Below are 24,823 nucleotides of genomic sequence, written 5' to 3'. Positions count from 1 at the left end.
CCGGACATCAGCTCGGCGCAGGAGACCCCGCACCGCGGACCCGGCAGCATAGCGAGCGACGCAGACCGCTCCAACGCCGACGCCCGCTCTCAGCACGCGGGCATGCGCAGTCGCGGCTGCACCGGTCGCGGCGAGCATGGCCTTGGTGCAGCTATCGTCCGCTGCCAGACCATACTCGCCGCGCGCCCAGCCACGCGTCCATGAGGGGAGACTTCCTCAGATGAAGTACGCCGCTCCGACCACCATCGACGAAGCATGTTCGCTGCTGGCCGGCAATGCAGATGCCGTCGTGTTCGCGGGCGCCACCGACGTGGTGCCGCAGATGCGGGGCGGCCGGCCCGAGCCGGCCATGCTGATCGACCTCAAGAAGATCGATCGCCTCATGACGGTGAGCTGCGACGGCGACACCTGGCGCATCGGCGCCGCAGTGCCCGCCTCGGCGTTGACTGCCGACACCGACTTCAGCAGCGACTTTCCCGGGCTTACCGAAGCGGCGGGGCTCATCGGCTCGGACCAGATCCAGAACCGCTCGAGCCTCGGCGGGAATCTGTGCAATGCCTCCCCGGCCGCCGACTCGGTCCCGTCGCTGGTGGTGAACGACGCGGTCGCCGTGATTGCCAGTGCGCACGGCGAGCGGCGAGCAGCCGTCGCCGAAGTCGTGACCGGGCCGGGCCGTACATCGCTGGCGCACGACGAGATCGTCGTGTGCTTCGAGCTGGGCCGCCCGCCGGAGCGCACGGCGGACGCCTACCTGCGGCTCATCCCGCGCACCGAGATGGACATCGCCGTGGTCGGCGCCGCCGTCCGGCTCACGCTGGGCCCCGACAGCACGGTCAGCGACGCAGCGGTCGCGCTCGGCGCCGTCGCGCCGACCGTGGTGCGAGTGCCAGCGGCGCAGACGGCACTCGTGGGCAGCCGACTCGACGACGCTGCGCTGGCCGCTGCCGCCGAATCTGCCAGCGCAGCCTGCAATCCCATCGACGACAAGCGCGGCACCGTTGCCTATCGGCGCCAAGTGGCCGGCGTCCTCACCCGGCGAGCCGCCGGCATTGCCGCGGAGCGCATCCGCACAGCCGACGGGCAGCCCCGGCGCCAACCCAACCACAGCGAGCCCAACCACAGCGAGCCCAACCACAGCGAGCAAGGATCCTCCTGATGAGCCGTACCCACGTGACCTGCGACGTCAACGGCGACGCTGTCGAGTTCTTGACAGAAGACGGCGAATCGCTGCTCAACGCCCTGCGCGACGAGCTCGGCCTCATCGGAGCGAAAGAAGGCTGCGGCACCGGCGACTGCGGTGCCTGCTCCATCATCATGGACGGCCGCTTGCAGTGCTCCTGCCTGGTCTTCGCCCCCGAGGCCGACGGCGCCTCCATCACCACCTGCGAAGGTCTCGCGAGCGCGGACGGTCTGCACCCGCTGCAGCAGTGCTTCCTGGAGGGCGCTGCGCTGCAATGCGGCATCTGCACCCCGGGTTTCCTCATGGCCGCAAAGGCACTGCTGGACGAGCACCCCGACCCCACCGAGACACAGGTGCGCTACGCGCTCGCCGGCAACCTGTGCCGCTGCACCGGGTACGACAAGATCGTTCGCTCGGTGCTCGATGCGGCCGTGCAGATTCGTACGGCCGCATGACCCGGACTCGCTGTTACCCGCCGCCTGATCTGCACAGCCTGTTCCGCGCCACCTGACATCGCTTCGTCTCACATCGCACCCCGACATCACACGAGGACACCTGACCATGAGCACCACCGAAGCTCCCACCAGCGGCACTGCGTCGCCACGCGCCAACGGCAATGGCACTCATGGCAACGGCGCTAGCGGCTACCGCTGGGTCGGCACTCGTCCGGTCCGGCACGACGGCATCGACAAGGTCGCCGGCAAGGCCCGCTACGCGGCGGACCTGACCCTGCCCGGGATGCTGCACGGGCACATCCTGCGGTCGCCGCATCCGCACGCCCGGATCGTCTCCATCGACACCACCAAGGCCGCCTCAATGCCCGGCGTCAAGGCCGTGGTCACCGGTGCCGACTTCCCGGAAGCGCCAGCAAGAGGCGCCACCCGCAGCCTGATGTGTACGGTCATCGCGCGCGACAAGGTGCTCTACAGCGGCCATGCGGTTGCTGCGGTGGCGGCCACGACTCGGCGCGAGGCTGCCGCCGCGGCGGCAGCCATCGAGGTCACCTACGAGCTGCTTCCGCACGTGCTGAACATCGCCGACGCAATGGCCGACGACGCGCCGGTGCTGCACGACACCTTGTTCACACGCGGCGTGGAGCCGCGGCCCACCGAGCCCTCCAACATCGCGGCCCGGACGCTGTACGAACGCGGCGACATCGAACAAGGGTTCGCCGAGGCCGACATCGTGATTGAGCGGGAGTTCTCGACCCAAGCGGTACACCAAGGCTACATCGAGCCCCACGCCTGTGTCGTCGACTGCGACCAGGACGGCAGGGCAGTCATCTGGGCCTCCTCGCAGGGCCACTTCATGGTGCGGTCCTCAACGGCGACCGTGCTGGGCTGGGACACCTCGCGAATCAAGGTGATCCCCGCGGAGATCGGCGGCGGGTTCGGCGGCAAGACGACGATCTACCTGGAGCCGGTGGCTGCGCTGCTGTCGGCCACCGCAGGTCGTCCCGTCAAGATCGTGATGAGTCGCGCCGACGTGTTCCGAGCGACGGGACCCGCCCCGGGTTCGATCGTCAAGCTGAAGGTGGGCGCCCGAAGCAACGGCACCATCACCACGGCGAAGGCGTGGCTGGCGTACGAGAACGGCGCATTCGCGGGCATCGCCGCGATGCTCGGGTGCATGTGCGTTGTGTCGGCCTACACGCTCGATCACCTCCGCGTAGAAGGCTTCGACGTGGTGCTGAACCGTCCGGTCAACGTGGCGTACCGGGCGCCGTCTGCCCCGGCGGCCGCGTTCGCGATGGACTCGGTGGTGGACGAGATCGCCGAGCGGCTCGGCATGGACCCGATCGAGCTGCGTCTCCGCAACTGCCCGTCGCAGGGCGACCCGACGCCGTACGGACCCAAGTGGCCCACCATCGGCCTGCGCGAGTGCCTCGAAGCGATCCGCGACAGCGACCACTACCGATCCGAGCCGGCCCCCGGGAGCGGACGCGGCGTGGCCAGCGGCTTCTGGTTCAACATCGGCGAGGCATCGAGCGCGACCGTCAACCTGAACGAGAACGGCACCGCCACCGTGATCACCGGCAGCCCGGACATCGGCGGCAGCCGAGCGTCGATGGCGCTGATGGCAGCCGAGGAGCTGGGCATCGACGTACATGCCATCCAACCGGTCGTGGGCGACACCGAAGTGGTCGGCTTCACCGACGTGACCGAGGGCAGCCGCGCCACGTTCGCGACAGGCATGGCGGTGGTGGAAGCCTGCCGCGACCTCAAGGTGCAGCTGCGCAAGCGTGCAGCAAAGACGTGGGATTGCGACGTGGAGGAGGTCGAGTGGACCGACGGCGCTGCCGTCCACAGCCCAGGCGAGCACGAGCCGCTGGCATTGGCCGCCATCACCGCCAACGCGAAGCGCACCGGTGGACCGCTGGGCGCCACTGCCTCGTTGACTGCCCGCGGTGCAGGTCCGGCGTTCTCGGTCCAAGTTGCGGACGTGTCGGTCGACGCCGAGACCGGTCGGGTCACCGTCGAGCGCTACACCACCGCGCAGGATGCCGGCACGGCAATCCATCCCAGCTACGTCGAAGGCCAGATGCAGGGCGGCGTCGTCCAAGGCATCGGCTGGGCGCTCAACGAGGAATACATCTACTCCGACGACGGCAACCTCGAGAATCCAGGGTTCCTCGACTACCGCATCCCGGTGGCATCGGATCTGCCGATGATCGAGACGGTCATCGTGGAGGTCCCGAATCCGTCTCACCCCTATGGCGTTCGCGGGGTCGGCGAGGTGGGCATCGTGCCGCCGCTGCCGGTGCTGGCCAACGCAGTGGCCGACGCCACCGGTGTGCGCATCCGGGATCTGCCGCTCTCGCCGCCGCGAGTGCTCGCAGCGCTGAACGTTGCTGCGGCGGGCTGACCGCCGACGGCAGTATCTGGCTGGAGGTCAGCGGCATGGCGACAGTCTGGTTCTCCAGCGAACAGCGCCGGCACACCGGCGTCTCGAAGGTCACACTCGCTGCATCGAATGTGCGCGAGCTGCTGGGTCAGCTCGCCGCGCGCTATCCGTCGCTGAACGCGCACCTCGTCGAGACGTCAGCCACGGCGCTCGCCATCGACGGCGAGATCATCCCCGACCCCATGCTCGAAGCACTCACCGACACCGCAGAGGTACACCTCGTCCGACCACTGGCAGGCGGATAGACCAGCGAGGGACGAGCTAGGGCTGGACCTTGAGCTCGATCTCGACACCGGCCGGCAGGTCGAGACGCTGGAGCGAATCGACCGTCTTGTCGGTGGGATCGATCACGTCGATGAGACGCTTGTGGATGCGCATCTCGAAGTGCTCGCGCGAGTCCTTGTCCTTGTGGGGAGACCGCACAACCGTGTAGCGGTGCTTCTCGGTGGGCAGCGGCACGGGTCCGCGGACCTTGGCATTAGTGCGCAGCACCGTCTCGGTGATCTTCTGCGCCGACTGATCCACGATCTCGTGGTCGTAGGCCTTGAGCCGCATCCGGATCCGAGGTGCTGCCATGTGAATGCCTGCCTGTTCGCCTGGGAGGTGCCTGCTTGAGTCTGGGCTACTGGATGATCTTCGTGACCCGGCCGGCGCCCACGGTGCGGCCGCCTTCGCGGATGGCAAAACGCAAGCCTTCGTCCATCGCGATCGGGTTGATGAGCTCGACGGTCATCTCGGTGTTGTCGCCTGGCATGCACATCTCCGTGCCCGACGGCAGCTCCACCACGCCGGTGATGTCGGTGGTGCGGAAGTAGAACTGCGGCCGATAGTTGGAGAAGAACGGCTTGTGGCGGCCGCCTTCGTCCTTGTTCAGCACGTACACCTGCGCTTCGAACTTGGTGTGCGGCGTGATGGCGCCCTTGCGGGTGCAGACCTGGCCGCGCTCCACCTCGTCCTTGCCCGTGCCGCGCAGCAGCAGGCCGACGTTGTCGCCCGCTTGGCCCTGATCGAGGATCTTGCGGAACATCTCGACACCGGTCACCGTCGTGGTCTGCGTGCCGCGGATGCCGACGATCTCCACTTCGTCGCCCGTGTTGATGATGCCCTGCTCGATCTTGCCAGTCACGACGGTGCCTCGGCCGGTGATGGAGAAGACGTCCTCGATCGGCATCAGGAACGGACGGTCGGTGTCGCGCTCGGGCTCGGGCACGTAGGAGTCCACGGCGTTCATCAGTTCCACGATCTGCTCCGCAGCGGCGGCATCGCCCTCGAGCGCGCTCAGCGCGGAGACCCGCACGACCGGCACGTCGTCTCCCGGGAACTCGTACTCGCTGAGCAGCTCCCGCACCTCCAGCTCGACCAGCTCCAGCAGTTCCTCGTCGTCGACCATGTCGACCTTGTTGAGCGCCACCACGATGTAGGGCACGCCGACCTGGCGGGCGAGCAGCACGTGCTCGCGGGTCTGCGGCATCGGGCCGTCGGCAGCCGACACCACCAAGATGGCACCGTCCACCTGGGCAGCGCCGGTGATCATGTTCTTGATGTAGTCGGCATGGCCCGGCATGTCCACATGGGCGTAGTGCCGGTTCTCCGTCTCGTACTCGACGTGCGCGATGGAAATCGTGATGCCGCGCTCGCGCTCCTCGGGCGCCTTGTCGATCTCGTCGAACGCCGTCGCCTGACCGCCGACCTTCTCGGCCAGCACGCGCGTGATCGCGGCCGTCAGCGTCGTCTTGCCGTGGTCGATGTGTCCCATCGTGCCCACGTTGACGTGAGGCTTGGTCCGCTCGAACCGTTCTTTTGCCATGTCGTACCCGCCTTTCGGGATGCTGCTCGCCTATCGGAGGTGAGTGAGGTGCAGGGTTGCGTCGGTCGCTGTGGTGATTTCGCCGTTTTGGACGGCCTGAGGCTAGGGAGTTCGCGGCCCGCTCACGCGCCGCGGATGCGCTGGACGATCTCCTCGGCAATGCTGGGAGGCACCTGCTCGTACTTGTCGAACTGCATGCTGTACGTCGCCCGACCCTGGGTGCGCGACCGCAGGTCGTTGGCGTAGCCGAACATCTCCGACAGCGGCACTTTGGCGTCGATCACCTGATGGTGGCCGCGCAGCTCCATCTGCCCGACTCGGCCGCGCCGCGAGTTGAGGTCGCCAATGACGTCGCCCATGTAGTCCTCCGGTGTCACCACCTCCACCGACATGACCGGCTCGAGCAGCACCGGCCGAGCCAGCCGGGTCGCGTCACGCATCGCCATCGTGCCGGCGATCTTGAAGGCCATCTCCGAGGAGTCCACGTCGTGATGGTTCCCGTCGATCAGGTCGACCGCCACGTCCACCAGCGGAAAGCCTGCAAGCGGCCCGTTGTCCAGCGACGACTGCAAACCCGCATCGACCGAGGAGATGTACTCACGCGGGATCACGCCGCCGCGGATGTGGTCCTCGAAGACGTATCCCTCGCCCGGCTCGGACGGGCGCAAGTTGATGACCACCACGGCGTACTGGCCCGAGCCGCCTGTCTGCTTGATGTGGCGGTACTCGAACTTGTCGACCGGTGCGGTGATGGTCTCGCGATAGGCCACCTGCGGCTTGCCGATCGAAGCGTCCACCTTGAACTCCCGCAGCATCCGGTCCACCAGCACTTCGAGGTGCAGCTCGCCCATGCCCGAGATCACCGTCTGGCCGGTCTCATGGTCCGTCTTGACCTGGAACGTCGGGTCTTCTTCGCTGAGGGCCGTGAGCGCCTTGCCCAGCTTGTCCTGGTCGCCCTTGGACTTCGGCTCCACCGCGACATGCACGACCGGATCCGGGAAGTCGAGCTGTTCGAGCACGATCGGCTTGGAGGTATCGCACAGCGTGTCGCCGGTACGGGTGTTCTTCAAGCCGATGCCCGCAACGATGTCGCCGGTGGCGATGTTGTCACGGTCTTCGCGGTTGTTGGCATGCATCTGCAGGATTCGCCCGATGCGCTCGCGGTTGCCGGTGGTGGTGTTGAGCACCTGGCTGCCGCGCTGGAACGTGCCGCTGTACACGCGGAAGTAGGTCAGCTTGCCGACATGGGGGTCGGTCATGATCTTGAACGCCAGCGCCGAGAACGGTTCGCTGTCATCAGGCTTGCGCTCCAGCTCGTCGTCGCCGCTGAGGGAATGACCGGCGATCGCGGGGATGTCCACCGGCGACGGCAGGTACATCGTCACCGCATCGAGCAGCGGCTGCACGCCCTTGTTCTTGAACGCGCTGCCTGTGAGCACCGGGACGATTTGGCCTGTGAGCGTGCCCTGCCGAACGGCGCGCCGCACTGTGGCAGCATCCACGTCGTCGCCTTCGAGGTAGGCCAGCATGATGCCCTCGTCGACGTCCGCCAGCCGCTCGAGCAGCTTGCTGCGGTACTCCGATGCCTGCTCGGCCAAGTCCGCGGGGATGTTGACGGTGTCGTAGGTGGCGCCGAGATCGTCGCCCTTCCACACCAGGGCCCGCATCTCCACGAGGTCGATGACGCCCTCGAAGTCGGCCTCCAGCCCGATGGGGAGCTGCAGGACGGCCGTATGAGGAGTCAGCCGATCCTCGATGCTGGCCAGCGAGCCGAAGAACGAAGCGCCGGTGCGGTCCAGCTTGTTGATGAAGCACATCCGCGGCACGCCGTACCGGTCGGCCTGCCGCCACACGGTCTCGGTCTGGGGTTCCACGCCCGCCACGCCGTCGAACACCGCGACGGCACCGTCGAGCACTCGCAGCGAGCGTTCCACCTCGACGGTGAAGTCCACGTGGCCGGGAGTGTCGATGATGTTGATGACGTGGTCGCTCCAGCGGCAGGTCGTGGCAGCGGAGGTGATCGTGATGCCCCGCTCCTGCTCCTGTTCCATCCAGTCCATCGTGGCTGCGCCGTCGTGGACCTCGCCGATCTTGTAGTTGACGCCGGTGTAGTAGAGGATTCGCTCCGTCACTGTGGTCTTGCCCGCGTCGATGTGGGCCATGATCCCGATGTTGCGGACGCGGTCAAGAGGTTGCGTTCGAGCCATTTCAGCGTTGTCCCAGAGTGATCAGATGGAGTCGATCAGGTTGACCAGAGATATGCAGGCGTCCCGATCAGCTCACCGGCGACCGGTTACCAGCGCTAGCGATTACCAGCGGTAATGGGCGAAGGCCTTGTTGGCTTCCGCCATGCGGTGCGTGTCCTCGCGCCGCTTGGCAGCCGAGCCGGTGCCATTGGAGGCGTCCATCAGCTCGTTCGCCAGCCGTTCCGACATCGTGCGCTCGCGGCGGTCGCGGGCGAACCCCACGATCCAGCGGATCGCCAGCGCAGTTGCACGGCGCGGGCGCACCTCGACGGGCACTTGGTAGGTGGCGCCCCCGACGCGACGGCTCTTCACCTCGACCTGTGGCCGCGTGTTGTCGACTGCACGCTTCAGAATCTCGAGCGGCTCACCGCCGGTTCGCTCGCCCATCTGGTCCATCGCCTGGTACACGATGCGTTCGGCCAGCGAACGCTTGCCGCGCCGCAGCACCTTGTTGATGACCTGGGTGACCAGGGCAGAGTCGTAGACCGGGTCCGGGGCGATGCTGCGGCGGGGCGCTGCACCTCGACGCGGCACCTCAGGACTCCCGCTTGGCGCCGTAGCGCGAACGTGCCTGACGGCGAACGTTCACACCGGACGCATCCAGCGCGCCGCGGACGATCTTGTAGCGGACACCGGGCAGGTCCTTGACGCGACCGCCGCGCACCAGCACGATGCTGTGCTCCTGCAAGTTGTGACCTTCGCCGGGAATGTACGCCGTCACTTCGACGCCGCTGGTGAGCCGCACACGAGCAACTTTGCGCAGTGCCGAGTTGGGCTTCTTCGGCGTATGCGTGTACACCCGCGTGCACACGCCGCGCCGCTGCGGCGAACCCTTCAACGCAGGCGTGCGCACCTTCGTCGGCTTGGACTTTCGGCCCTTGCGGACCAGCTGCTGGATCGTCGGCACCAGAACCTCGGCAAACTCGGGGGGACCCTGCGGCGCAGGGTGGTCAGCGGGACATGTTGACGGTCAGGGACTGGAATCTTCCGCGCGAGGCCCCACCCGTCCGGCGCGCCGCAACCGGACCCACAGGCTAGGCAGCCGAGCCGGTCACGACAACTCCGGGCCGGCGCGCCAGGCCCGTATTGACTAGCCCGGCGTCAACTGGCATCCACGATCGCCGGGGTGCTCTCGCCCAGCGACACGTCCGAAAGGCCCGCTCCGTTGCCGAGCGCTGCCAGCCACACCGCCGGGTCCTCCTCGTCGTCCTCGGACGACCAGAACTCCATCGGCTCGTAATCAGGAGCAATCGTCTCGATGTTGCGGTACAGCTCTTGACCGGTGCCCGCCGGAATCAGCTTGCCGATGATGATGTTCTCCTTGAGGCCCGCCAAGGCATCCCGACGCGACTCGATGGCCGCTTCGGTCAGCACCCGGGTGGTCTCCTGGAATGAAGCAGCAGACAGCCACGACTCGGTCGCAAGCGACGCCTTCGTGATACCCATGATGACGGGGCGTCCCTGGGCCGGCCGGCGTCCCTCGGCCACTAGCTCGCGGTTGGCTTCACGGTAGTTTCGCTGATCGACCTGCTCGCCGGGCAAGAACGGCGAGTCGCCCTGCTCGCCGACGAGCACCCGCCTGGTCATCTGGCGGACGATCAGCTCGATGTGCTTGTCATGGATCGACACGCCCTGCTCGCGGTACACGCGCTGAACCTCCGAGACGAGGTACTGCTGGGTTTCGCGTACACCGCGGATCTCGATGAGTTCCTTGGGATCGCGCGGCCCGTCGACGAGCGGATCGCCGGCGCGGATGTCCTGCCCGTCGACCACGGCGAGCCGGGCAACGGAGCGCACCGGGTGGGGGTACTCTGAGCCGTCGTCGCCGAGCACGTCGATCTGGCGCCCGCGGCCGTCGTCGTCGCCGATGCGGACCACACCCGAACGGCGGGCCAGCACCGCCTTGCCACGCGGCGTGCGAGCTTCGAACAGCTCGACCACACGGGGCAGGCCGGCGGCGATGTTCTCGCCGCCGATGACGCCGCCGGTGTGGAAGTTCCGCATCGTCAGCTGCGTGCCGGGCTCGCCGATGGACTGAGCCGCAATGACCCCGACGGCTTCGCCCACCTCGATGAGCTTGCCCGTCGCCAGCGATCCGCCGTAGGCCAGAGCCGACACGCCGAACTCGGATTCGTCGGTGAGCGGAGAGAGCACGCGCACACGCGTGATCTCCGGGTCGTCGCGCAGTGCGATCAGTTCGTCCTCGCCGATCAGCGAGCCGGCTTCGAGCACGGTGCCGTCGCTGAGTTCCACATCGGCCGCGAGACAGCGACTGAACAGTCTGGTTTCGAGATGCGTGCGCTTGTCGGGTCGGTCCGGCTCGACGTCCTCGATCCACAGCCCGTTCACCGGGCCGCCTCGCTCAAATGGGCTCTCGCTGTTGACGATGAGCTCTTGGGCGACATCGACCAGCCGGCGGGTCAGATAGCCCGAGTCGGCCGTGCGCAGCGCCGTGTCCACCAAGCCCTTGCGGGCGCCGGGCGTGGAGATGAAGTACTCCAGCGTGGCGAGGCCTTCTCGGTAAGAGGACTTGATGGGCCGCGGGATGATGTCGCCGCGAGGGTTGGCGACCAGCCCGCGGATGGCCGCAATCTGGCGCACCTGCATCATGTTCCCGCGGGCGCCGGAGCCGACCATCATGTCGATCGGGTTGGACGTGGCGCGGGCCAGCTCGGCTTCGAGCGAGCGGCGAACCTCGTCAGTGGCATCGGTCCAGATCTCCACTTCTTTCTGGCGCCGCTCGCCGTCGGTGATGATGCCGCGCCGGAACTGCGTCTCCACGCGCTGCGCCTCGCTCTCGTGGCGTTCGAGGATCTCCGCCTTGTCGGGCGGCGTGCGCACGTCGTCGACCGAGATCGTCAAGCCCGAGCGGCTGGCGTAGGCGTAGCAGAGATCCTTGAGCCGATCGAGGCTGACGGCGATATCGCCTGCGGCGTAGCCGTCTGACAGCGCTCGCACAATGCGGCCCATCTCGCTCTTGCGCACAGGGCCGTTCACGAACCCGAAGCCGTCGGGAAGCGCTGCGTTGAACAGCGCTCGGCCCGGCGTGGTGGGCTCGTAGCCTCCGTTGCCGTCGCTCAGCTGCGCGGTGCGCCATTCGATGCGCTGATGCAGCCGGACCTGACCGAGGTCGAGGGCCTGCTCGATCTGATGCAGGTGCCGAAACACCGGCAGTGCTGCGCCGTCGCTGCTGTTGTCGCGCAATTCGGTGAGGTAGTAGCTGCCGATGAGCAGGTCTTGGCTGGGCACCGTCATCGGGCGACCGTCGGCGGGGCTCAAGATGTTGTTGGCCGACAGCATCAGCACCCGTGCTTCGGCCTGCGCTTCTGAGGACAGCGGCAGGTGAACCGCCATCTGGTCGCCGTCGAAGTCCGCGTTGAAGGCAGCGCACACGAGCGGATGGATCTGCACCGCCTTGCCTTCCACGAGCAGCGGCTCGAAGGCTTGGATGCCCAGCCGGTGCAGCGTGGGCGCCCGGTTCAGCAGCACCGGATGCTCCTTGATCACATCTTCGAGCACGTCCCAGACGTCTGCTCGCCGACGCTCCACCATGCGCTTGGCGGACTTGATGTTCTGGGCAATCTCCGCATCCACCAGCCGCTTCATCACGAACGGCTTGAACAGCTCCAGCGCCATCAGCTTGGGCAGCCCGCACTGGTGCAAGCGCAGCGTGGGACCGGCGACGATCACCGAGCGGCCCGAGTAGTCCACGCGCTTGCCGAGCAGGTTCTGGCGGAAGCGGCCCTGCTTGCCCTTCAACATGTCCGACAGCGATTTCAGCGCGCGTCCGCCGGGACCGGTGACGGGGCGACCGCGTCGGCCGTTGTCGAACAGCGCATCCACCGCCTCTTGCAGCATGCGCTTCTCGTTGTTGACGATGATGTCCGGTGCCCGAATGTCCAGCAGCCGCTTCAGCCGGTTGTTGCGGTTGATGACACGCCGGTACAGGTCGTTGAGGTCGGAGGTCGCGAAGCGGCCGCCGTCGAGCTGCACCATCGGCCGCAGGTCAGGCGGAATGCACGGCACGGCGTCGAGAATCATCGCCCTCGGGTCGTTGATGCGTCGCCCGTACTCGTCCCGTCGGTTGAACGCACTCAGGATCTTGAGACGCTTGATGGCTTTCTGCTTGCGCTGAGCCGACAGCGGCCGACGGCCGTCGGAGGCCTCGATGGCATCGCGCAGCTCAGCCTCTTCGTCGTCGAAGTCCATGTGCGCCATGAGCTGCGCGATGGCCTCCGCTCCCATGCCGCCCTCGAAGTACTGGCCGTAGCGGTCCTCCATCTCGCGCCAGAGATCCTCGTCGTCGATGATGGTGCGCTCGCGCAGGTCCCGAATCGCGGAGAACGCCCGCTCGACGACGTCCTTCTCTTCGGTCGCCTCTTCTTCGAAGGTCTCGATGTCTCGTTCGGCGTCGCGCTGGGCAGCCCGCAGTTCACGCTCCTTGGCATCGTCTGCCTCCAAGGACTTCAGCTCGCGCTCCAGCTGTTCGAGCCGCTGCGTTCTGCGTTCGGCGAGTTCCTCGTCGATGACAGCAAGTTCCTCGGCCTTCTCGGCTTCGAGCCGCGGCAAGTCCGCGTGCCGCTTCTCCGCGTCGACCTTGGTGACGAGGTTCGCCGCGAAGTAGATGACCCGTTCCAGCGCCTTGGCCTTGAGTTCCTGGCGGGGGTCCAAACCGGTCAGGAAGTACGCCAGCCACGACCGTGTGCCGCGCAGGTACCAGATGTGTACCACCGGCGCGGCCAACTCGATGTGGCCCATGCGTTCGCGTCGCACCCTGGACCGGGTGACCTCCACGCCGCAGCGCTCGCAGATGATGCCCTTGAACCGGACCCGCTTGTACTTACCGCAGCCGCACTCCCAGTCCTTGGTGGGACCGAAGATCTTCTCGCAGAACAGGCCGTCCTTCTCGGGCTTGAGCGTGCGATAGTTGATGGTCTCCGGCTTGCGGACCTCGCCGTTGGACCACGTGCGTATGGCGTCGGCGGTCGCCAAGCCGATGCGGATGTCAGAGAAGTCGTTGACGTCGATCATGGATGGTGTCCGGCCCTGTGTCGGTGTGTTCGGTGCGAGTACTCAATGGGGTTGGCGCCGGGTTGGCGCGTGGAGATCACATGCGCTGGCGGCGACGCAACTCGTCCTCCTCATCGGTGCCGCGTTCAGGCCGACTGATGTCGATGCCGAGCGATTCCTCGGCCCGAAAGACGTCCTCGTCGAGGCCTTGGATGTCGATCTGGTGCCCGACGTTCGACATCACTTCGACGTTCAGGCACAGCGCCTGCATCTCCTTGATGAGCACCTTGAAGCTCTCGGGAATGCCGGGCTGCGGGATGTTCTCGCCCTTGACGATCGCTTCGTAGACGCGCACGCGGCCCAGCGTGTCGTCGGACTTGATGGTGAGCAGCTCCTGCAGGCAGTACGCGGCACCGTAGGCCTCGAGCGCCCAGACCTCCATCTCGCCGAAGCGCTGGCCGCCGAACTGCGCCTTGCCGCCCAGCGGCTGCTGCGTGATCATCGAGTACGGCCCGGTCGAGCGAGCGTGGATCTTGTCGTCGACGAGGTGCGCCAGCTTCAAGATGTAGCTGTAGCCGACCATGATCGGCTCGTCGTAGGCCTCGCCGGTCCGGCCGTTGAACAGCACCGTCTTGCCCGAACGCAGCATCAGACGCTCGCCGGTGGCCGACTCGGGCCGCAGATTCTCCAGCGTCTGCTGGATCGTCGGATGCCGACCGGCGGCCTCCGTCTCGTCCCACCGCGCGCCGTCGAACACCGGCGTCGCGATGAACACCGACGGCTCGGTGGTGGGGCGAGTCTTGCGGGCAGTGTTGCTGACCGGCGCCTTGCCGACCATCTCAGCCTTGCCGTTGCCGCCGGCGCCGCTCCAGCCCCAGCGCGCGGCGTAGCCCAGGTGCGCCTCGAGCACTTGGCCGACGTTCATTCGGCTCGGCACGCCCAGTGGACTGAGGATGATGTCCACAGGCGTCCCGTCGGCCAAGTACGGCATGTCCTCCACCGGGAGGATCTTGGAGATCACGCCCTTGTTGCCGTGGCGTCCGGCGAGCTTGTCGCCCACGCTGATCTTGCGCTTCTGGGCCACGTACACGCGCACCAGCTGGTTGACGCCAGGCGGCAGGTCGTCGTCGTGCTTGCGGTTGAACTCTCGGATGTCGATGACGACGCCGCTCTCGCCGTGGGGCACCTTCTTCGAGGTGTCACGCACTTCGTGGGCCTTCTCGCCGAAGATGGCACGCAGAAGCCGTTCCTCTGGCGTCAGCTCAGTCTCGCCCTTCGGCGTGACCTTGCCCACCAGCACTGAGCCGGGCTCCACCTCTGCGCCGATACGCACGATGCCCCGCTCGTCGAGGTCGGCGAGCATGTCGTCGGCCAGATTGGGGATGTCCCGAGTGATCTCCTCGGGCCCCAGCTTGGTGTCGCGGGCGTCGATCTCGTACTCGTGAATGTGAATCGACGTGAGCACGTCGTCCTTCACGAGCCGCTCGGACAAGATGATGGCGTCCTCGAAGTTGTAACCCTCCCAGGACATGTAGGCCACCAAGAGGTTCTTGCCCAGCGCCAGCTCGCCGTGATCGGTGGATGGCCCGTCCGCGATCACCTGGCCTTCCGACACCGGTTCGCCGGGCCGCACCAGCGCCTTCTGGTTGATGCAGGTGTCCTGGTTGGATCGCCGGAACTTCAGCAGCGGATAGAAGGCCTCGTTGCCGTCGGGCGACTCCACCACGATGTGATCGCCGGTGACCTCGGTCGCGGTCCCGTCGGTCTCCGACAGCACCATCTCCGCGGCGTCGGCCATGGCCAGCCCCTCGATGCCCGTGCCGATGTAGGGCGCTTCGGCTCGCAGCAGCGGCACCGCCTGACGCTGCATGTTGGCGCCCATGAGCGCCCGGTTGGCGTCGTCGTGCTCCAGGAACGGGATCAGCGCGGTGGCCACCGAGACGATCTGCTTGGGCGAGACGTCCATGAGCTGGACTTCGGCTGCCGGCACGTAGCTGATCTCTGTGGTGGCGGCGAAGTAGGTGTCGCGCTCCATCTGCAGGCGCAGGTCCTCCAGGCTGGCGCCTTGGGGACTCTTGCGCACGAGCACCCTGGGGTTGCGGAACGACCCGTCGGGGTTGAGCGGCGCATTGGCTTGGGCAACCACGTACTGCTCTTCTTCGTCCGCGGTCAAGTAGCGCACGTCTTTGGTGGCCTTGCCGTCGCGCACCACCCGATAGGGCGACTGGATGAAGCCGTACTCATTGACGCGGGCGAAGGTGGCCAGCGCCCCGATCAGCCCGATGTTGGGACCTTCGGGAGTCTCGATCGGGCACATGCGGCCGTAGTGGCTGAAGTGGACGTCGCGTACCTCGAAACCGGCCCGCTCCCGTGACAGGCCACCGGGGCCGAGCGCGGACAGACGGCGTCGGTGCGTGAGCCCGGACAGCGAGTTCACCTGGTCCATGAACTGGCTCAGCTGGCTGGTCCCGAAGAACTCCTTGGTGGCAGCCACGACCGGCCGGATGTTGATCAACGTCTGCGGTGTGATGGCCTCCTCGTCCTGGGTGGTCATGCGCTCGCGCACCACCCGTTCCATGCGGCTGAGGCCGATGCGCACCTGATTCTGGATCAGCTCGCCGACCGAGCGGATGCGGCGATTGCCGAAGTGGTCCTGGTCGTCGAGCCGGTAGCCGGGTTCGGCGTTCGCCAAGTGCAGCAGGTAGCTCGCAGTGGCGAGGACTTCACTGCGGTGGAGCACCGTGGAATCACCGTCCACCTCGGGGCGGACCAGCTCGGGGCGCTCCTGCGCATCGGGATGGTCGGCGGTGATGAAGTCCAGGCCGAACAGTTCCGAGACTCGGTCCAGCTCAGGCCCGAGCTTGCGGTTCAGCTTGTGGCGCCCGACCTTGGAGAGCGAGTAGCGACGCTCTTCGAAGAACGCATTCTGGAAGTAGTTCGACGCGGCGTCGGGCGTCGCCACCTCACCTGGCCGAACCCGCTTGTACAGCTCGAGCAGCGATTCCTGCTGAGAGGGCGCAACGTGTTGGTCCTTCTCCCATTGCGGCGCCAAGAAGTCGAAGTGTTCGACGAATCGCTCGAGCAGGCCGGGGTGACGTTCCTCGTCGTAGCCCAGCGCCCGCAGCAGCGCGAAGATGCTGAGACGGCGCTTGCGAGCCACCCGGCTGCCCGCCGTCGGGTCCTTCCCCGGCTTGTGCTCGACGTCGAACTCGATCCATTCGCCGCGGTACGGGTGGATGGTGGCCGTCACCAGCTGGTGCTTGGACATGTTGCGCAGCCGGTAGCGCTCGCCGGGCTGGAAGATCACGCCTGGCGAGCGAACGAGCTGGCTCACCACCACTCGCTCGGTGCCGTTGACGATGAACGTGCCCTTGTCCGTCATCATCGGGAAGTCGCCCATTAACACGGTCTGGGCCTTAACCTCGCCCGTCTTGGCGTTCTTGAACTCGGCGCGCACGAAGACCGGCGCCGCAAACGTCATGTCGCGTTCCTTGCACTCCTCCACGGAGAACTTCGGCGGCGGGCGCAGATCTTCGTCTTCGGGATCGAAGGAAAAAACGAGATGCAGGTTCCCGCCGAAGTCGCTGATGGGGCTGATGTCGTCGAACGTCTCCTTGAGACCGACATCGAGAAAGCGCTTGAAGGAGTCCTTCTGAATGGACACGAGGTCCGGCAGCTCCAAGACTTCGTCGAGGTTGCCGAAGGAATAGCGTTCACGACCGACACGAGACGACAACGGACTCTCCTAGTGGTTCGGCTAGCGGTTCAGCGGTGCGGAATTGGTCGTCGGCGACTGCCCACAGCAAGCGGCCCCGGCGACATCGGCAGCGGCGGGCAATCGGAGGCGCGCGGGGGCGCAGGAGTCCGCAGCAAACTGGGTGCCCAACGGCGGGCTTCAATGCTGGGGACTGGTGGGTGCGCGAGTGAGGAGGCCACCTGTGCCACGTTGCCGCGCAGGGTACCTGCTGGCGCCGAGCATCACAACCGCCGACGCACCGCGCTCCCGGTTCCTGGTCCGCGGCAGCGCCGAGCGCCGGTTCAGGGCACCATCGGGCGCGTCGGCACCACGGCCGGCCCCGCAGGCAGCCGCGCGGGAACCCGCCTCAGGACAGCTCGACGGTGGCGCCGACGCCCTCCAAGGCTTCCTTGGCCTTGTTGGCCTCTGCGGCGGGCACGCCCTCGAGCACGGCTTTGGGTGCCGCCTCGACGAGGTCCTTGGCTTCCTTGAGGCCCAGGCTGGTCAGCGAGCGGACCTCCTTGATGACCTGCACCTTCTTGTCGCCGATGGCAGTGAGGGTGACGGTGACTTCGTCCAGTGCCTCCTCTTCGGCTGCGGCCTCGCCGTCTGCCCCGCCCGCAGCTGCGGCTGCCATCATCGGCGCGGCCACGGCGGCGGTGACGTCGAAGCGCTCTTCGAACGCCTTCTTCAGCTCTACGAGCTCGAGCACCGTCATGTTGGCGATGGCGTCGAGGATCTCTTCGGTGGATGTGCTCATGGGTTGCTCCTGGGTTGGTCTGGCTTGGGTTGGCTCAGACTGGGTTGGCTTGGATTGGGTTGGCTTGGATTGGGTGGGCTTGGATTGGATGGGGTTGGGTTCGCTGAGAGCGACTGCGTCGGGCGCGGGTCCGCATGGCGTCAGTCGGACTCGCCGGCAACATCAGCGCCGGCAACGTCAGCGCTCGGGGCCGGGTCGGCGGCGGCTGGGCTGTGCTGGCGCTCGGTGATCAGCGCCTGGACAAGGCCGGACACCTCGGCGATCAGGCTGTTCATCATCGAAGCCAATGCGGTGAGAGGCGCTGCGAACGCGCCCAGCATCTGGGCCATCAGCTCGTCGCGTGCGGGCAAGTCGGCGAGTTCGCGCACCTGTGCGTCGCTGAGCAGCGAGCCGGCCAGCACGCCGCCCTTGATGACCAGCGCGTCGTGCTCTGCAGCGAAGCTCCGCAGCGCCTTGGCCGCAGCGGACGGATCCTTGCCGCAGAAGGCGAGCCCCGTCGGGCCCAGCAACAGCTCCAGCGTGCCGTTCGGCGCAGTGTCCGCCAACGCTCGGCGCACCAAGGTGTTCTTGAAGATCTTGTAGCCGCAGTCGGCGTCAAGGAGCCGGCGCCTCAACTCGGCCATCTGTGCCACGTCCAGACCGCGGTACTCGGTGAACAGCACGGCCTCGGCGTCGGCGAACCGCGTGCGGACCTCGTCCACCACGGCCACCTTGTCGGCCCGCGGCGCGCGTGAGTCAGCCGTCGTTGCTGTGGCCACTGTGGACTCCTCCTGTGCCGCAGTCTGCGCTGCAGCTCTGCTGTGCGGAAAGCCAGCGCTGGGGCGCTGCGATGGTCGCTGAGATCGGTCAGTTGGTTGGCTCCCGGTACCGCTGTGGGCACCGGTCCGCAAAACCAGACAGCGCCGCATCCCGACGCAGTCGCGCACAGGAGGAGCGTCCGCCTCTTCAGGCTCGACCCGAGCAGGTCACCCGAGGCGGGCGATCTGTTGAACGCTGTTCAGACGGGGCCGATTTCAGGCCGAAGCCAACCGGAGTTCTACGGCGAGCAAATTGTCGAACGGCTGATGCTAGCGGCACCAACCGGCGTTGCGGCGCCTGAGGGGAACCGACCGCCAAGAACCGGCAGCTCAGCGCCGCAGCGTCGCCAGCCGCATCGCGCCGGACTCGTCGCCGGTGGTGAACGGTGTGCCTGTCGCAGGTCCGTCAGCTGCAGGTACGGCCGTTGTGCATCGGTCAGTTGTACGCGGAGGGGTCGACCCGGACGCCTGGGCCCATGGTCGAGGAAACCACCATCTTGCGCACGTAACGCCCCTTGGCACTGGCCGGCTTCGCACGCGCCAGCTCGTCCATGACCGCACCCAAGTTGGCGTTCAGGTCCTCTGCGCTGAAGCTCACCTTGCCGATCGCCAAGTGCACATTGCCGTAGCGGTCGGTGCGGTACTCGATCTTGCCGCTCTTGAACTCGCCCACTGCCTTGCCCACATCAGGCGTCACCGTGCCCGACTTAGGGTTCGGCATCAGGCCACGCGGACCGAGCACTCTGCCCAAGCGGCCCACCACGCCCATCATGTCGGGAGTCGCAATCGCCACGTCGAAGTCGGTGAATCCGGCCTCGACGCGCTCGGCCAGGTCAGCGCCGCCTACGACGTCAGCGCCCGCTTCGGAAGCCTCGGCCGCCGCGTCGCCCTGCGCGAAGACTGCGACGCGCACGTCGCCGCCGGTGCCCGACGGCAGTGCAACGGTGCCACGCACCATCTGATCGGCCTTGCGCGGATCCACGCCGAGCCGTACCGACAAATCCACCGATTCGTCGAACTTCGCGGTTGCCAGCGTCCGCACCAGGTCGATGGCCTGGGCGGGTTCGTGCATCAGCTGCCGGTCGTACCGGCGGGTCGCCTCGGCGTACTTCTTCCCTGACATCTTCGAGTCTCCTGCGCTGTGCTCTGCGATGCTGTGCTGTGGGCTGCTCGTGCGGTGTCGTCGTGCCAGCTCAGCCGACGACGTCGATTCCCATGGATCGCGCGGTGCCGATCACCTGCTGCTTCGCGCTCTCGTGATCGCGTGCATTGAGGTCCGGCATTTTCGTGCTGGCGATCTCGGCCACCTGCGCGGCCGTGATGTTCGCCACGGTCTCGCGTCCGGGAAGGCTGGCCGCCTTGTCCAGCCCGGCGGCCTGGCGCAGCAGCACCGACGTCGGCGGCGTCTTGGTCACGAACGTGAACGTCCGGTCTTCGAAGATCGTGATTTCCGCCGGCACGACGGTGCCGCGCTGGCTCTCCGTCTTGGCGTTGTACTCCTTGCAGAAGTCCATGATGGCCACGCCGTGCGGACCGAGCGCGGTGCCGACCGGGGGTGCAGGCGAGGCCTGCCCGGCCGGGATCTGAATCTTCACGACCGCGGCCACCCGCTTGCGGCCGGCTGATCTTCGTGGACTGGCGGCCATCAGGCGCTCCTTGGCTTCGTGCTGCTGGATGACTCGGTCTGGCTTAGCTGGTGCTGGATTGGCTGGTGCTGGGCTGCGCCGCTCTGGGCGTCGTAGCGCCAGATGCCCGCCGGAACTCAGATCTTGGCGACTTGGACAAAGTCGAGTTCTACCGGGGTCTCGCGGCCAAAGATGTTGACCAACACCTTCACCTTCAGCTGCTCCTCGTTGATCTCGATGACTTGGCCTTGGAAGTCGGAGAACGGACCTTCCTTGATGCGCACGCCCTCGTCGATCTCGAAGATCATCGACGGCTTGGTGCGACGAGGCAGCTCAGGTCCGTCGTCGGGCGCCGCCAGGAACGACTCCACCTCCCGTCGGCGCAGGGGTGACGGCTTGCCACCCGGTCCTGCGTAGCCGGTGATGCCAGGCGTGCTGCGGATCATGTGGTGAGTTTCGTCGTTGGGCTTGCAGCGGACCAGCAGGTAGCCCGGGAAGACCTTCTTCTTGGCGACGACTTTGCGGCCGCCCTTGAACTCGATCACGTCCTCCATCGGGATGGCGACTTCGAGGATTCGGTCCTCCATGTCGAAGGTGCCGATCCGGGCTTCGAGGTTCTGCTTGACCTTCTTCTCATAGCCCGACTGCGTGTGTACGACGAACCAGCGGCCCGGCCGGTCATAGGGCGAGACCCGCTCAGGCTCAGGTTCGTCGACAGCGAGGAGGTCGTCCTCGGTGAGCACGTCGACCGAACCGGCCTCGTCGGGCGGCGCGGTCGGCGCTGCGGCAGTGTCGGGCGGAGCAACGCCTGGACCGGCCAAGGTGGTCGCCGTGTGCGCGCCCAGCAGCCGGCGTGCGGTGGCCATCGGGTCGGTTTCGGGTGTTGCGGTGGTGTCGGTCTGGTCGCTCATGTTGGTCAGTTCGGGTGCTCGTCGATCTCTTGGCCGTCTCGGTCGGTCAGTTCGGTCGGTCAGTTCACGATGCGGATCAGTTGACGTCGAAGAGGCGCAGGACGCCCTCGCCCAGCGCCCAGTCGAAGCCGGCGATCATCGCCGTCAGGATCACGATGGTGATGAACACGACGATGGAGTAGTTGACGATCTCCGCACGGGTCGGCCAGATCACCTTCTTCAGCTCGGAGCGGACCTCGCCCACGAACTGCGTCGGCCCGGCCCGTTCGGCGGTAGGTGCCGGCGACGCCGCCTGGCGCCGTTCGCGCCGGCCCGCAGGAGCGCCGTCGGCCCCCATCTCGCCCTGACGCTGCAGGTGACGGCGTGTCCGTCGGTTCATGGCCATCAGAAACGTCTCCGGCTCAGGACTGCAGGTGCGGGGCGGACATCGGGCGGGCGGGATTGGGTTTGGTGTGCGGCGGCGCCGAACTGGAGTTAGTGCCGATCTGCAGTTCAGGCCGGCGGAATCGCAGGGCAGGAGGGACTCGAACCCGCAACCGCCGGTTTTGGAGACCGGTGCTCTGCCAAATTGAGCTACTGCCCTCAGCGTCGACGCATCGTGGGCGATGCGCGGGTGACACTCAGCGCGGCCATCGTGGGGAATGTCCGCCACAACAGGCTACCGGCGGCGGTCTGCGTCGCGTCCCGCAACGACTCGGCGGCGGCGCTGCGCCTCACCACGCCTCTCGCCCGACGCTGCGTAGCGGGACCGGGGCTCGAACCCGGGACCTCACGATTATGAGCCGTGCGCTCTGACCAGCTGAGCTATCCCGCCACCGAAGCGCTCCCGCTGAGCGCCACAACCGGTCATCCTAGCGAGTTGGGCACCGAACGAGTCTGGTGTGCGGCGCGAGCCCCGTGCCGGAATCGAACCGGCGACACCAGCCTTACCATGGCTGTGCTCTGCCTACTGAGCTAACGGGGCGGATTCGGTCGCCGGATTCTGCGGCAGGCTCAACCTCGCGACGGTTCGACCTTCCGACAGGTCCAGCCCGGCGAGGCCGACCTCTCGAGAGAAGCTAACGAGGCGGCGCTTCAGGCGCACGGCCCGCAGCATCGGCGCGCAGATAACTTCACTGCCATGGGCACGCGGCCCGCGGTGCGGACCCGGCTGGCCACAGCGGCCGACGCCGACGCCATAGCGGAGATCTACAACCGCGAGGTGACCCAGGGCACGACCACCTTCGACCTGGTGCCTCGCTCATCGGCCGAGCAGATTGCCTGGATGCGGGAGCACTCCGGTGCCTACCCCTGCATCGTCGCCGTGCCCGCTGACGACGACGCGCCGGCCAACCGCACCCGACCCGCCGACGCTCCAGCCGCAGGCACCCGGCCCAGCTGCATCCAGACGGCTGGCGCGGTGCTGGGCTGGGCGTCGCTGTCGCCTTACCGCGCGCGGCCTGCGTACTCGACGAGCGTGGAGGATTCCGTCTACGTGCATCACGAGCACCGAGGGCGCGGCATAGGCGACGTGCTGCTCGGCGACCTGGTGGCGCTGGCCGACGAGCACGGCTTCCACGCCGTGTTCGCCCGTATCGCAGACGCCGGCGCAGCGTCGGTGGCGCTGCACGCCAGACACGGCTTTGAGCTGGTCGGCGTGGAGCGCGAAGCGGGCCGCAAGTTCGGCCGCTGGCTCGACGTCACGCTCATGCAACGCCTCCGCCCCACCTGAGACACCACAACGACGCTGCCCGGATCTGCATCGACGCTGCGCTGCTGCCCGGGCCCGCTGCTCCACTCCAGCCAGCCCTTGGGTCCTGGCGCACACCGCCCCGTTGGCACGATGTCGGCGCGGTGATGCCTACGCTGGCATGAGACGCCAGGAATCACTGGAGTTGGCACGATCCAATGCGGCTTGTCGGTTGTGGCGCGGTTCGTCTTGCGCGCCGAGTGTCACACAGCTGCGCCAACGTAGGTCTCAGCAGCCGAGGAGTGCCCAGATGGCGGATCGCAGCGGCATCGAGTGGACTGAGACCACGTGGAACCCGACGACCGGGTGCGACCGTGTCTCGACCGGCTGCGACAACTGCTACGCGCTGACGCTGGCGAAACGTCTCAAGGCGATGGGCAGCCCCCGCTACCAGAACGATGGGGACCCGAGGCACAGTGGCCTTGGGTTCGGCCTCACGCTGCACCATGACGTGCTCGAGCGGCCTCGGCGCTGGAGGCGTCCGCGCTTGGTGTTCGTGAACTCGATGAGCGATCTGTTCCACCCGCAAGTGCCTGCCGAGTTCATCGTCGAGGTGTTCGAGGTCATGGTCGACACACCGCGACACACCTATCAGATCCTCACCAAGCGCTCGAAACGACTGAGCCAGCTTGCGGACGCGCTTCCGTGGCCATCGAATGTGTGGATGGGCGTCACCGTCGAGACGCCGGCTTACGCGTTTCGCATCGACCACTTGCGCAACGTTCCCGCCGCTGTGCGGTTCGTCAGCGCCGAGCCGCTCATCGAGCCGCTCCCCGGTCTCGATCTCGACGGCATCGACTGGCTCATCGCCGGCGGGGAGAGCGGTCTCGGTGCCCGCAGCCTCCAAGGCGACTGGGCCGCGGACCTGCGCGACCAATGCGCGAGGTCGGACACGGCATTCTTCTTCAAGCAATGGGGCGGCCGAACCCCCAAGGCCGGAGGACGCCTATTGGAGGGACGCACCCACGACGACATGCCTCCACGCGCCGTGCTGAGACCGAGCAGGAATGCTAGAGCATCTTAGCTGTATGGATTCCACGGCGGTTGATGCAGGTAGATTCCTTCGTCTTTCTCTGGCGGCTGTCGCAAGCTGCTGTCATCAAACAGTTTCTCCACACCCGTCGCTTCTCGCTCAATATCGCGCCGCATTTGCTGTGCTTCCTCGCGCATCTGAGGAAACGTTTCGGCAGCCTTCGTGAAGATGTGTCTCATGATCTTGTCGCCGGCCTGGTGATCAGTGGCGAAGATCAGATAGTAGATGGGGCTTCCACGCTCATTCTTTACTTCGAGCGAATGAGTCCATTTGTATCCGAGTTCGTTTTCCATTCTCCACCGCATCAGATTGAGATACCTCTCGCGTGCTTCCGCTGGATCAATCTCTTCCGAGAGACGAGCCTGATAGATGATGTACCAGTCATGAGTGCCGAACAGCAAGTCGATTGCATCTATGTCTTGAGGCCGGACGTCAGTACCATCGACCCGCAACAGACGCTGAAACATCGGCGGGGAAAAGAGGTAGAAAAGTTCGACCTTAGTTTTCTCATTGCGTCGGAAATCGGCAAGGGCTTTCAGCGCTCGCCACTCGGCTTCCATACCGTTCGGATCGATGAAAGCGAAGGTGGGTGCCCGCACCCACTTGGCCAGTGCCCGCAGTGCCTTCGGCACCTCCTCGTTGCTGTCCCCGGCGATCACAAGAAAATCACGATTCGGAAAATCTGCTTGGAGCACATCCCGAAGCGATGTGGCATTCTCAGCACTCTCAAAGAACCGCAGCTTGGTGAACGACCGCGAATCGATAGAGAGCGCGATACGTGCTGAACCTTCAATGCGTTTCTGCGTTAACCGATCTCGATTTTCTGCTGTACCGGCGAACACATCAATATAGATGAGTTCAGGGGACCGCTGCGCGGCTGTCGTGAATGCATCCAAGTACGCGCGAAGGATGTCGAGCTTGCCTCTGGTCCAGAATCCCCAAGTGCGAGCCGCCATGCCGACGCCATCCCTGTGCATCTCGACATCGAAGTCAGTGACAGAGTAGTCGACCGGAATGATCACGTACGTACAATTTAGGAGAAAGCTGCGACTGCACCAGAGTCGCGACGACACAGCAAGCGGGCC

The 24,823-nt window shown here is 66.4% G+C and carries 20 protein-coding genes and 3 tRNA genes; 6 read left to right on the top strand and 17 right to left on the bottom strand.

Translation table 11 applies throughout. The annotated features are described in order from the left end of the window. The first annotated feature begins 220 nt into the window (after positions 1 to 220). The 4 genes from ACOGI4_RS03945 (at position 221) to ACOGI4_RS03930 (ending at position 4,329) form a co-directional block, all read left to right on the top strand. Positions 221 to 1,156: an FAD binding domain-containing protein gene (locus tag ACOGI4_RS03945; RefSeq protein WP_419842632.1), complete on the top strand. Its 936-nt coding sequence runs from the start codon at positions 221 to 223 to the stop codon at positions 1,154 to 1,156. Then, a complete protein-coding gene (locus ACOGI4_RS03940) occupies positions 1,156 to 1,635 on the top strand; it encodes a (2Fe-2S)-binding protein (RefSeq protein WP_419842631.1) in 480 nt (159 codons plus the stop codon). The genes ACOGI4_RS03945 and ACOGI4_RS03940 overlap by 1 nt, the downstream gene beginning before the upstream one ends. 106 nt (positions 1,636 to 1,741) lie before the next feature. Beyond that, positions 1,742 to 4,045: a xanthine dehydrogenase family protein molybdopterin-binding subunit gene (locus tag ACOGI4_RS03935; protein WP_419842630.1), complete on the top strand. Its 2,304-nt coding sequence runs from the start codon at positions 1,742 to 1,744 to the stop codon at positions 4,043 to 4,045. 35 nt (positions 4,046 to 4,080) lie between these two features. Further along, positions 4,081 to 4,329 (top strand): MoaD/ThiS family protein, encoded by a 249-nt coding sequence (locus ACOGI4_RS03930; protein WP_419842629.1) that lies wholly within the window; start codon positions 4,081 to 4,083, stop codon positions 4,327 to 4,329. Between the two features lie 16 nt (positions 4,330 to 4,345). Here ACOGI4_RS03930 and rpsJ read toward each other — a convergent pair whose 3' ends face one another. The 16 genes from rpsJ to ACOGI4_RS03850 all read right to left on the bottom strand — a co-directional run bounded on the left by rpsJ (position 4,346) and on the right by ACOGI4_RS03850 (position 21,940). After that, positions 4,346 to 4,660 carry a 30S ribosomal protein S10 gene (rpsJ, locus tag ACOGI4_RS03925; RefSeq protein ID WP_323671069.1) on the bottom strand — a complete coding sequence of 105 codons (315 nt, stop codon included), beginning with the start codon at positions 4,658 to 4,660 and terminating at the stop codon, positions 4,346 to 4,348. Positions 4,661 to 4,706: 46 nt separating this feature from the next. Further along, entirely contained in the window at positions 4,707 to 5,891 is a 1,185-nt protein-coding gene (tuf, locus tag ACOGI4_RS03920) for an elongation factor Tu (RefSeq protein ID WP_419842628.1), read from the bottom strand. A gap of 122 nt (positions 5,892 to 6,013) precedes the next feature. Beyond that, the gene (gene fusA / locus ACOGI4_RS03915; RefSeq protein WP_419842627.1) at positions 6,014 to 8,098 is read right to left on the bottom strand and encodes an elongation factor G; all 2,085 of its coding nucleotides are present in this window, start codon (positions 8,096 to 8,098) and stop codon (positions 6,014 to 6,016) included. A gap of 102 nt (positions 8,099 to 8,200) precedes the next feature. Then, the gene (gene rpsG, locus ACOGI4_RS03910; RefSeq protein WP_419842626.1) at positions 8,201 to 8,671 is read right to left on the bottom strand and encodes a 30S ribosomal protein S7; all 471 of its coding nucleotides are present in this window, start codon (positions 8,669 to 8,671) and stop codon (positions 8,201 to 8,203) included. Between the two features lies 1 nt (position 8,672). Next, the gene (gene rpsL / locus ACOGI4_RS03905; protein ID WP_419842625.1) at positions 8,673 to 9,044 is read right to left on the bottom strand and encodes a 30S ribosomal protein S12; all 372 of its coding nucleotides are present in this window, start codon (positions 9,042 to 9,044) and stop codon (positions 8,673 to 8,675) included. Between the two features lie 194 nt (positions 9,045 to 9,238). Further along, positions 9,239 to 13,168: a DNA-directed RNA polymerase subunit beta' gene (locus ACOGI4_RS03900; protein ID WP_419842624.1), complete on the bottom strand. Its 3,930-nt coding sequence runs from the start codon at positions 13,166 to 13,168 to the stop codon at positions 9,239 to 9,241. A gap of 76 nt (positions 13,169 to 13,244) precedes the next feature. Next, the gene (locus ACOGI4_RS03895; protein WP_419842623.1) at positions 13,245 to 16,883 is read right to left on the bottom strand and encodes a DNA-directed RNA polymerase subunit beta; all 3,639 of its coding nucleotides are present in this window, start codon (positions 16,881 to 16,883) and stop codon (positions 13,245 to 13,247) included. Positions 16,884 to 17,250: 367 nt separating this feature from the next. Beyond that, positions 17,251 to 17,643: a 50S ribosomal protein L7/L12 gene (gene rplL / locus ACOGI4_RS03890; protein ID WP_419842622.1), complete on the bottom strand. Its 393-nt coding sequence runs from the start codon at positions 17,641 to 17,643 to the stop codon at positions 17,251 to 17,253. A gap of 140 nt (positions 17,644 to 17,783) precedes the next feature. After that, positions 17,784 to 18,401 carry a 50S ribosomal protein L10 gene (rplJ, locus tag ACOGI4_RS03885; RefSeq protein ID WP_419842621.1) on the bottom strand — a complete coding sequence of 206 codons (618 nt, stop codon included), beginning with the start codon at positions 18,399 to 18,401 and terminating at the stop codon, positions 17,784 to 17,786. 475 nt (positions 18,402 to 18,876) lie between these two features. Continuing rightward, a complete protein-coding gene (gene rplA / locus ACOGI4_RS03880) occupies positions 18,877 to 19,563 on the bottom strand; it encodes a 50S ribosomal protein L1 (protein WP_419842620.1) in 687 nt (228 codons plus the stop codon). Between the two features lie 70 nt (positions 19,564 to 19,633). Continuing rightward, positions 19,634 to 20,086: a 50S ribosomal protein L11 gene (rplK, locus tag ACOGI4_RS03875; RefSeq protein WP_419842619.1), complete on the bottom strand. Its 453-nt coding sequence runs from the start codon at positions 20,084 to 20,086 to the stop codon at positions 19,634 to 19,636. 116 nt (positions 20,087 to 20,202) lie between these two features. Then, a complete protein-coding gene (nusG, locus tag ACOGI4_RS03870) occupies positions 20,203 to 20,976 on the bottom strand; it encodes a transcription termination/antitermination protein NusG (protein WP_419842618.1) in 774 nt (257 codons plus the stop codon). 76 nt (positions 20,977 to 21,052) lie between these two features. After that, complete coding sequence (gene secE, locus ACOGI4_RS03865) at positions 21,053 to 21,355, bottom strand: preprotein translocase subunit SecE (protein WP_419842617.1); 303 nt, start codon at positions 21,353 to 21,355, stop codon at positions 21,053 to 21,055. Between the two features lie 130 nt (positions 21,356 to 21,485). Continuing rightward, a tRNA-Trp gene (locus ACOGI4_RS03860) sits at positions 21,486 to 21,559 on the bottom strand. Positions 21,560 to 21,716: 157 nt separating this feature from the next. Continuing rightward, a tRNA-Met gene (locus ACOGI4_RS03855) sits at positions 21,717 to 21,790 on the bottom strand. 77 nt (positions 21,791 to 21,867) lie between these two features. After that, positions 21,868 to 21,940: transfer RNA gene (locus tag ACOGI4_RS03850), tRNA-Thr, on the bottom strand. A gap of 156 nt (positions 21,941 to 22,096) precedes the next feature. Here ACOGI4_RS03850 and ACOGI4_RS03845 point away from each other — a divergent pair. After that, positions 22,097 to 22,687 carry an N-acetyltransferase family protein gene (locus tag ACOGI4_RS03845; protein ID WP_419842616.1) on the top strand — a complete coding sequence of 197 codons (591 nt, stop codon included), beginning with the start codon at positions 22,097 to 22,099 and terminating at the stop codon, positions 22,685 to 22,687. A gap of 268 nt (positions 22,688 to 22,955) precedes the next feature. After that, positions 22,956 to 23,729 carry a DUF5131 family protein gene (locus ACOGI4_RS03840; RefSeq protein WP_419842615.1) on the top strand — a complete coding sequence of 258 codons (774 nt, stop codon included), beginning with the start codon at positions 22,956 to 22,958 and terminating at the stop codon, positions 23,727 to 23,729. Here the strand turns inward: ACOGI4_RS03840 and tcmP are convergent. After that, entirely contained in the window at positions 23,726 to 24,760 is a 1,035-nt protein-coding gene (gene tcmP / locus ACOGI4_RS03835) for a three-Cys-motif partner protein TcmP (protein WP_419842614.1), read from the bottom strand. The two genes, ACOGI4_RS03840 and tcmP, sit on opposite strands and share 4 nt — an antisense overlap. Positions 24,761 to 24,823: the final 63 nt, after the last annotated feature.

Source organism: Candidatus Poriferisodalis sp. (assembly GCF_965205175.1).
Lineage (GTDB): Bacteria > Actinomycetota > Acidimicrobiia > Acidimicrobiales > Poriferisodalaceae > Poriferisodalis.
The sequence above is the reverse complement of the archived record's forward strand: the minus strand, read 5'-3'. Positions and strand labels throughout refer to the sequence as shown.

Excerpts from the sequence above, each read along its gene's own strand:
- ACOGI4_RS03945 (WP_419842632.1), top strand. The coding sequence starts at position 221 with ATGAAGTACGCCGCTCCGACCACCATCGACGAAGCATGTTCGCTGCTG.
- ACOGI4_RS03940 (WP_419842631.1), top strand. The coding sequence starts at position 1,156 with ATGAGCCGTACCCACGTGACCTGCGACGTCAACGGCGACGCTGTCGAG.
- ACOGI4_RS03935 (WP_419842630.1), top strand. The coding sequence starts at position 1,742 with ATGAGCACCACCGAAGCTCCCACCAGCGGCACTGCGTCGCCACGCGCC.
- ACOGI4_RS03930 (WP_419842629.1), top strand. The coding sequence starts at position 4,081 with ATGGCGACAGTCTGGTTCTCCAGCGAACAGCGCCGGCACACCGGCGTC.
- rpsJ (WP_323671069.1), bottom strand. The coding sequence starts at position 4,660 with ATGGCAGCACCTCGGATCCGGATGCGGCTCAAGGCCTACGACCACGAG.
- tuf (WP_419842628.1), bottom strand. The coding sequence starts at position 5,891 with ATGGCAAAAGAACGGTTCGAGCGGACCAAGCCTCACGTCAACGTGGGC.
- fusA (WP_419842627.1), bottom strand. The coding sequence starts at position 8,098 with ATGGCTCGAACGCAACCTCTTGACCGCGTCCGCAACATCGGGATCATG.
- ACOGI4_RS03900 (WP_419842624.1), bottom strand. The coding sequence starts at position 13,168 with ATGATCGACGTCAACGACTTCTCTGACATCCGCATCGGCTTGGCGACC.
- rplL (WP_419842622.1), bottom strand. The coding sequence starts at position 17,643 with ATGAGCACATCCACCGAAGAGATCCTCGACGCCATCGCCAACATGACG.
- rplA (WP_419842620.1), bottom strand. The coding sequence starts at position 19,563 with ATGTCAGGGAAGAAGTACGCCGAGGCGACCCGCCGGTACGACCGGCAG.
- rplK (WP_419842619.1), bottom strand. The coding sequence starts at position 20,086 with ATGGCCGCCAGTCCACGAAGATCAGCCGGCCGCAAGCGGGTGGCCGCG.
- nusG (WP_419842618.1), bottom strand. The coding sequence starts at position 20,976 with ATGAGCGACCAGACCGACACCACCGCAACACCCGAAACCGACCCGATG.
- secE (WP_419842617.1), bottom strand. The coding sequence starts at position 21,355 with ATGAACCGACGGACACGCCGTCACCTGCAGCGTCAGGGCGAGATGGGG.
- ACOGI4_RS03845 (WP_419842616.1), top strand. The coding sequence starts at position 22,097 with ATGGGCACGCGGCCCGCGGTGCGGACCCGGCTGGCCACAGCGGCCGAC.
- ACOGI4_RS03840 (WP_419842615.1), top strand. The coding sequence starts at position 22,956 with ATGGCGGATCGCAGCGGCATCGAGTGGACTGAGACCACGTGGAACCCG.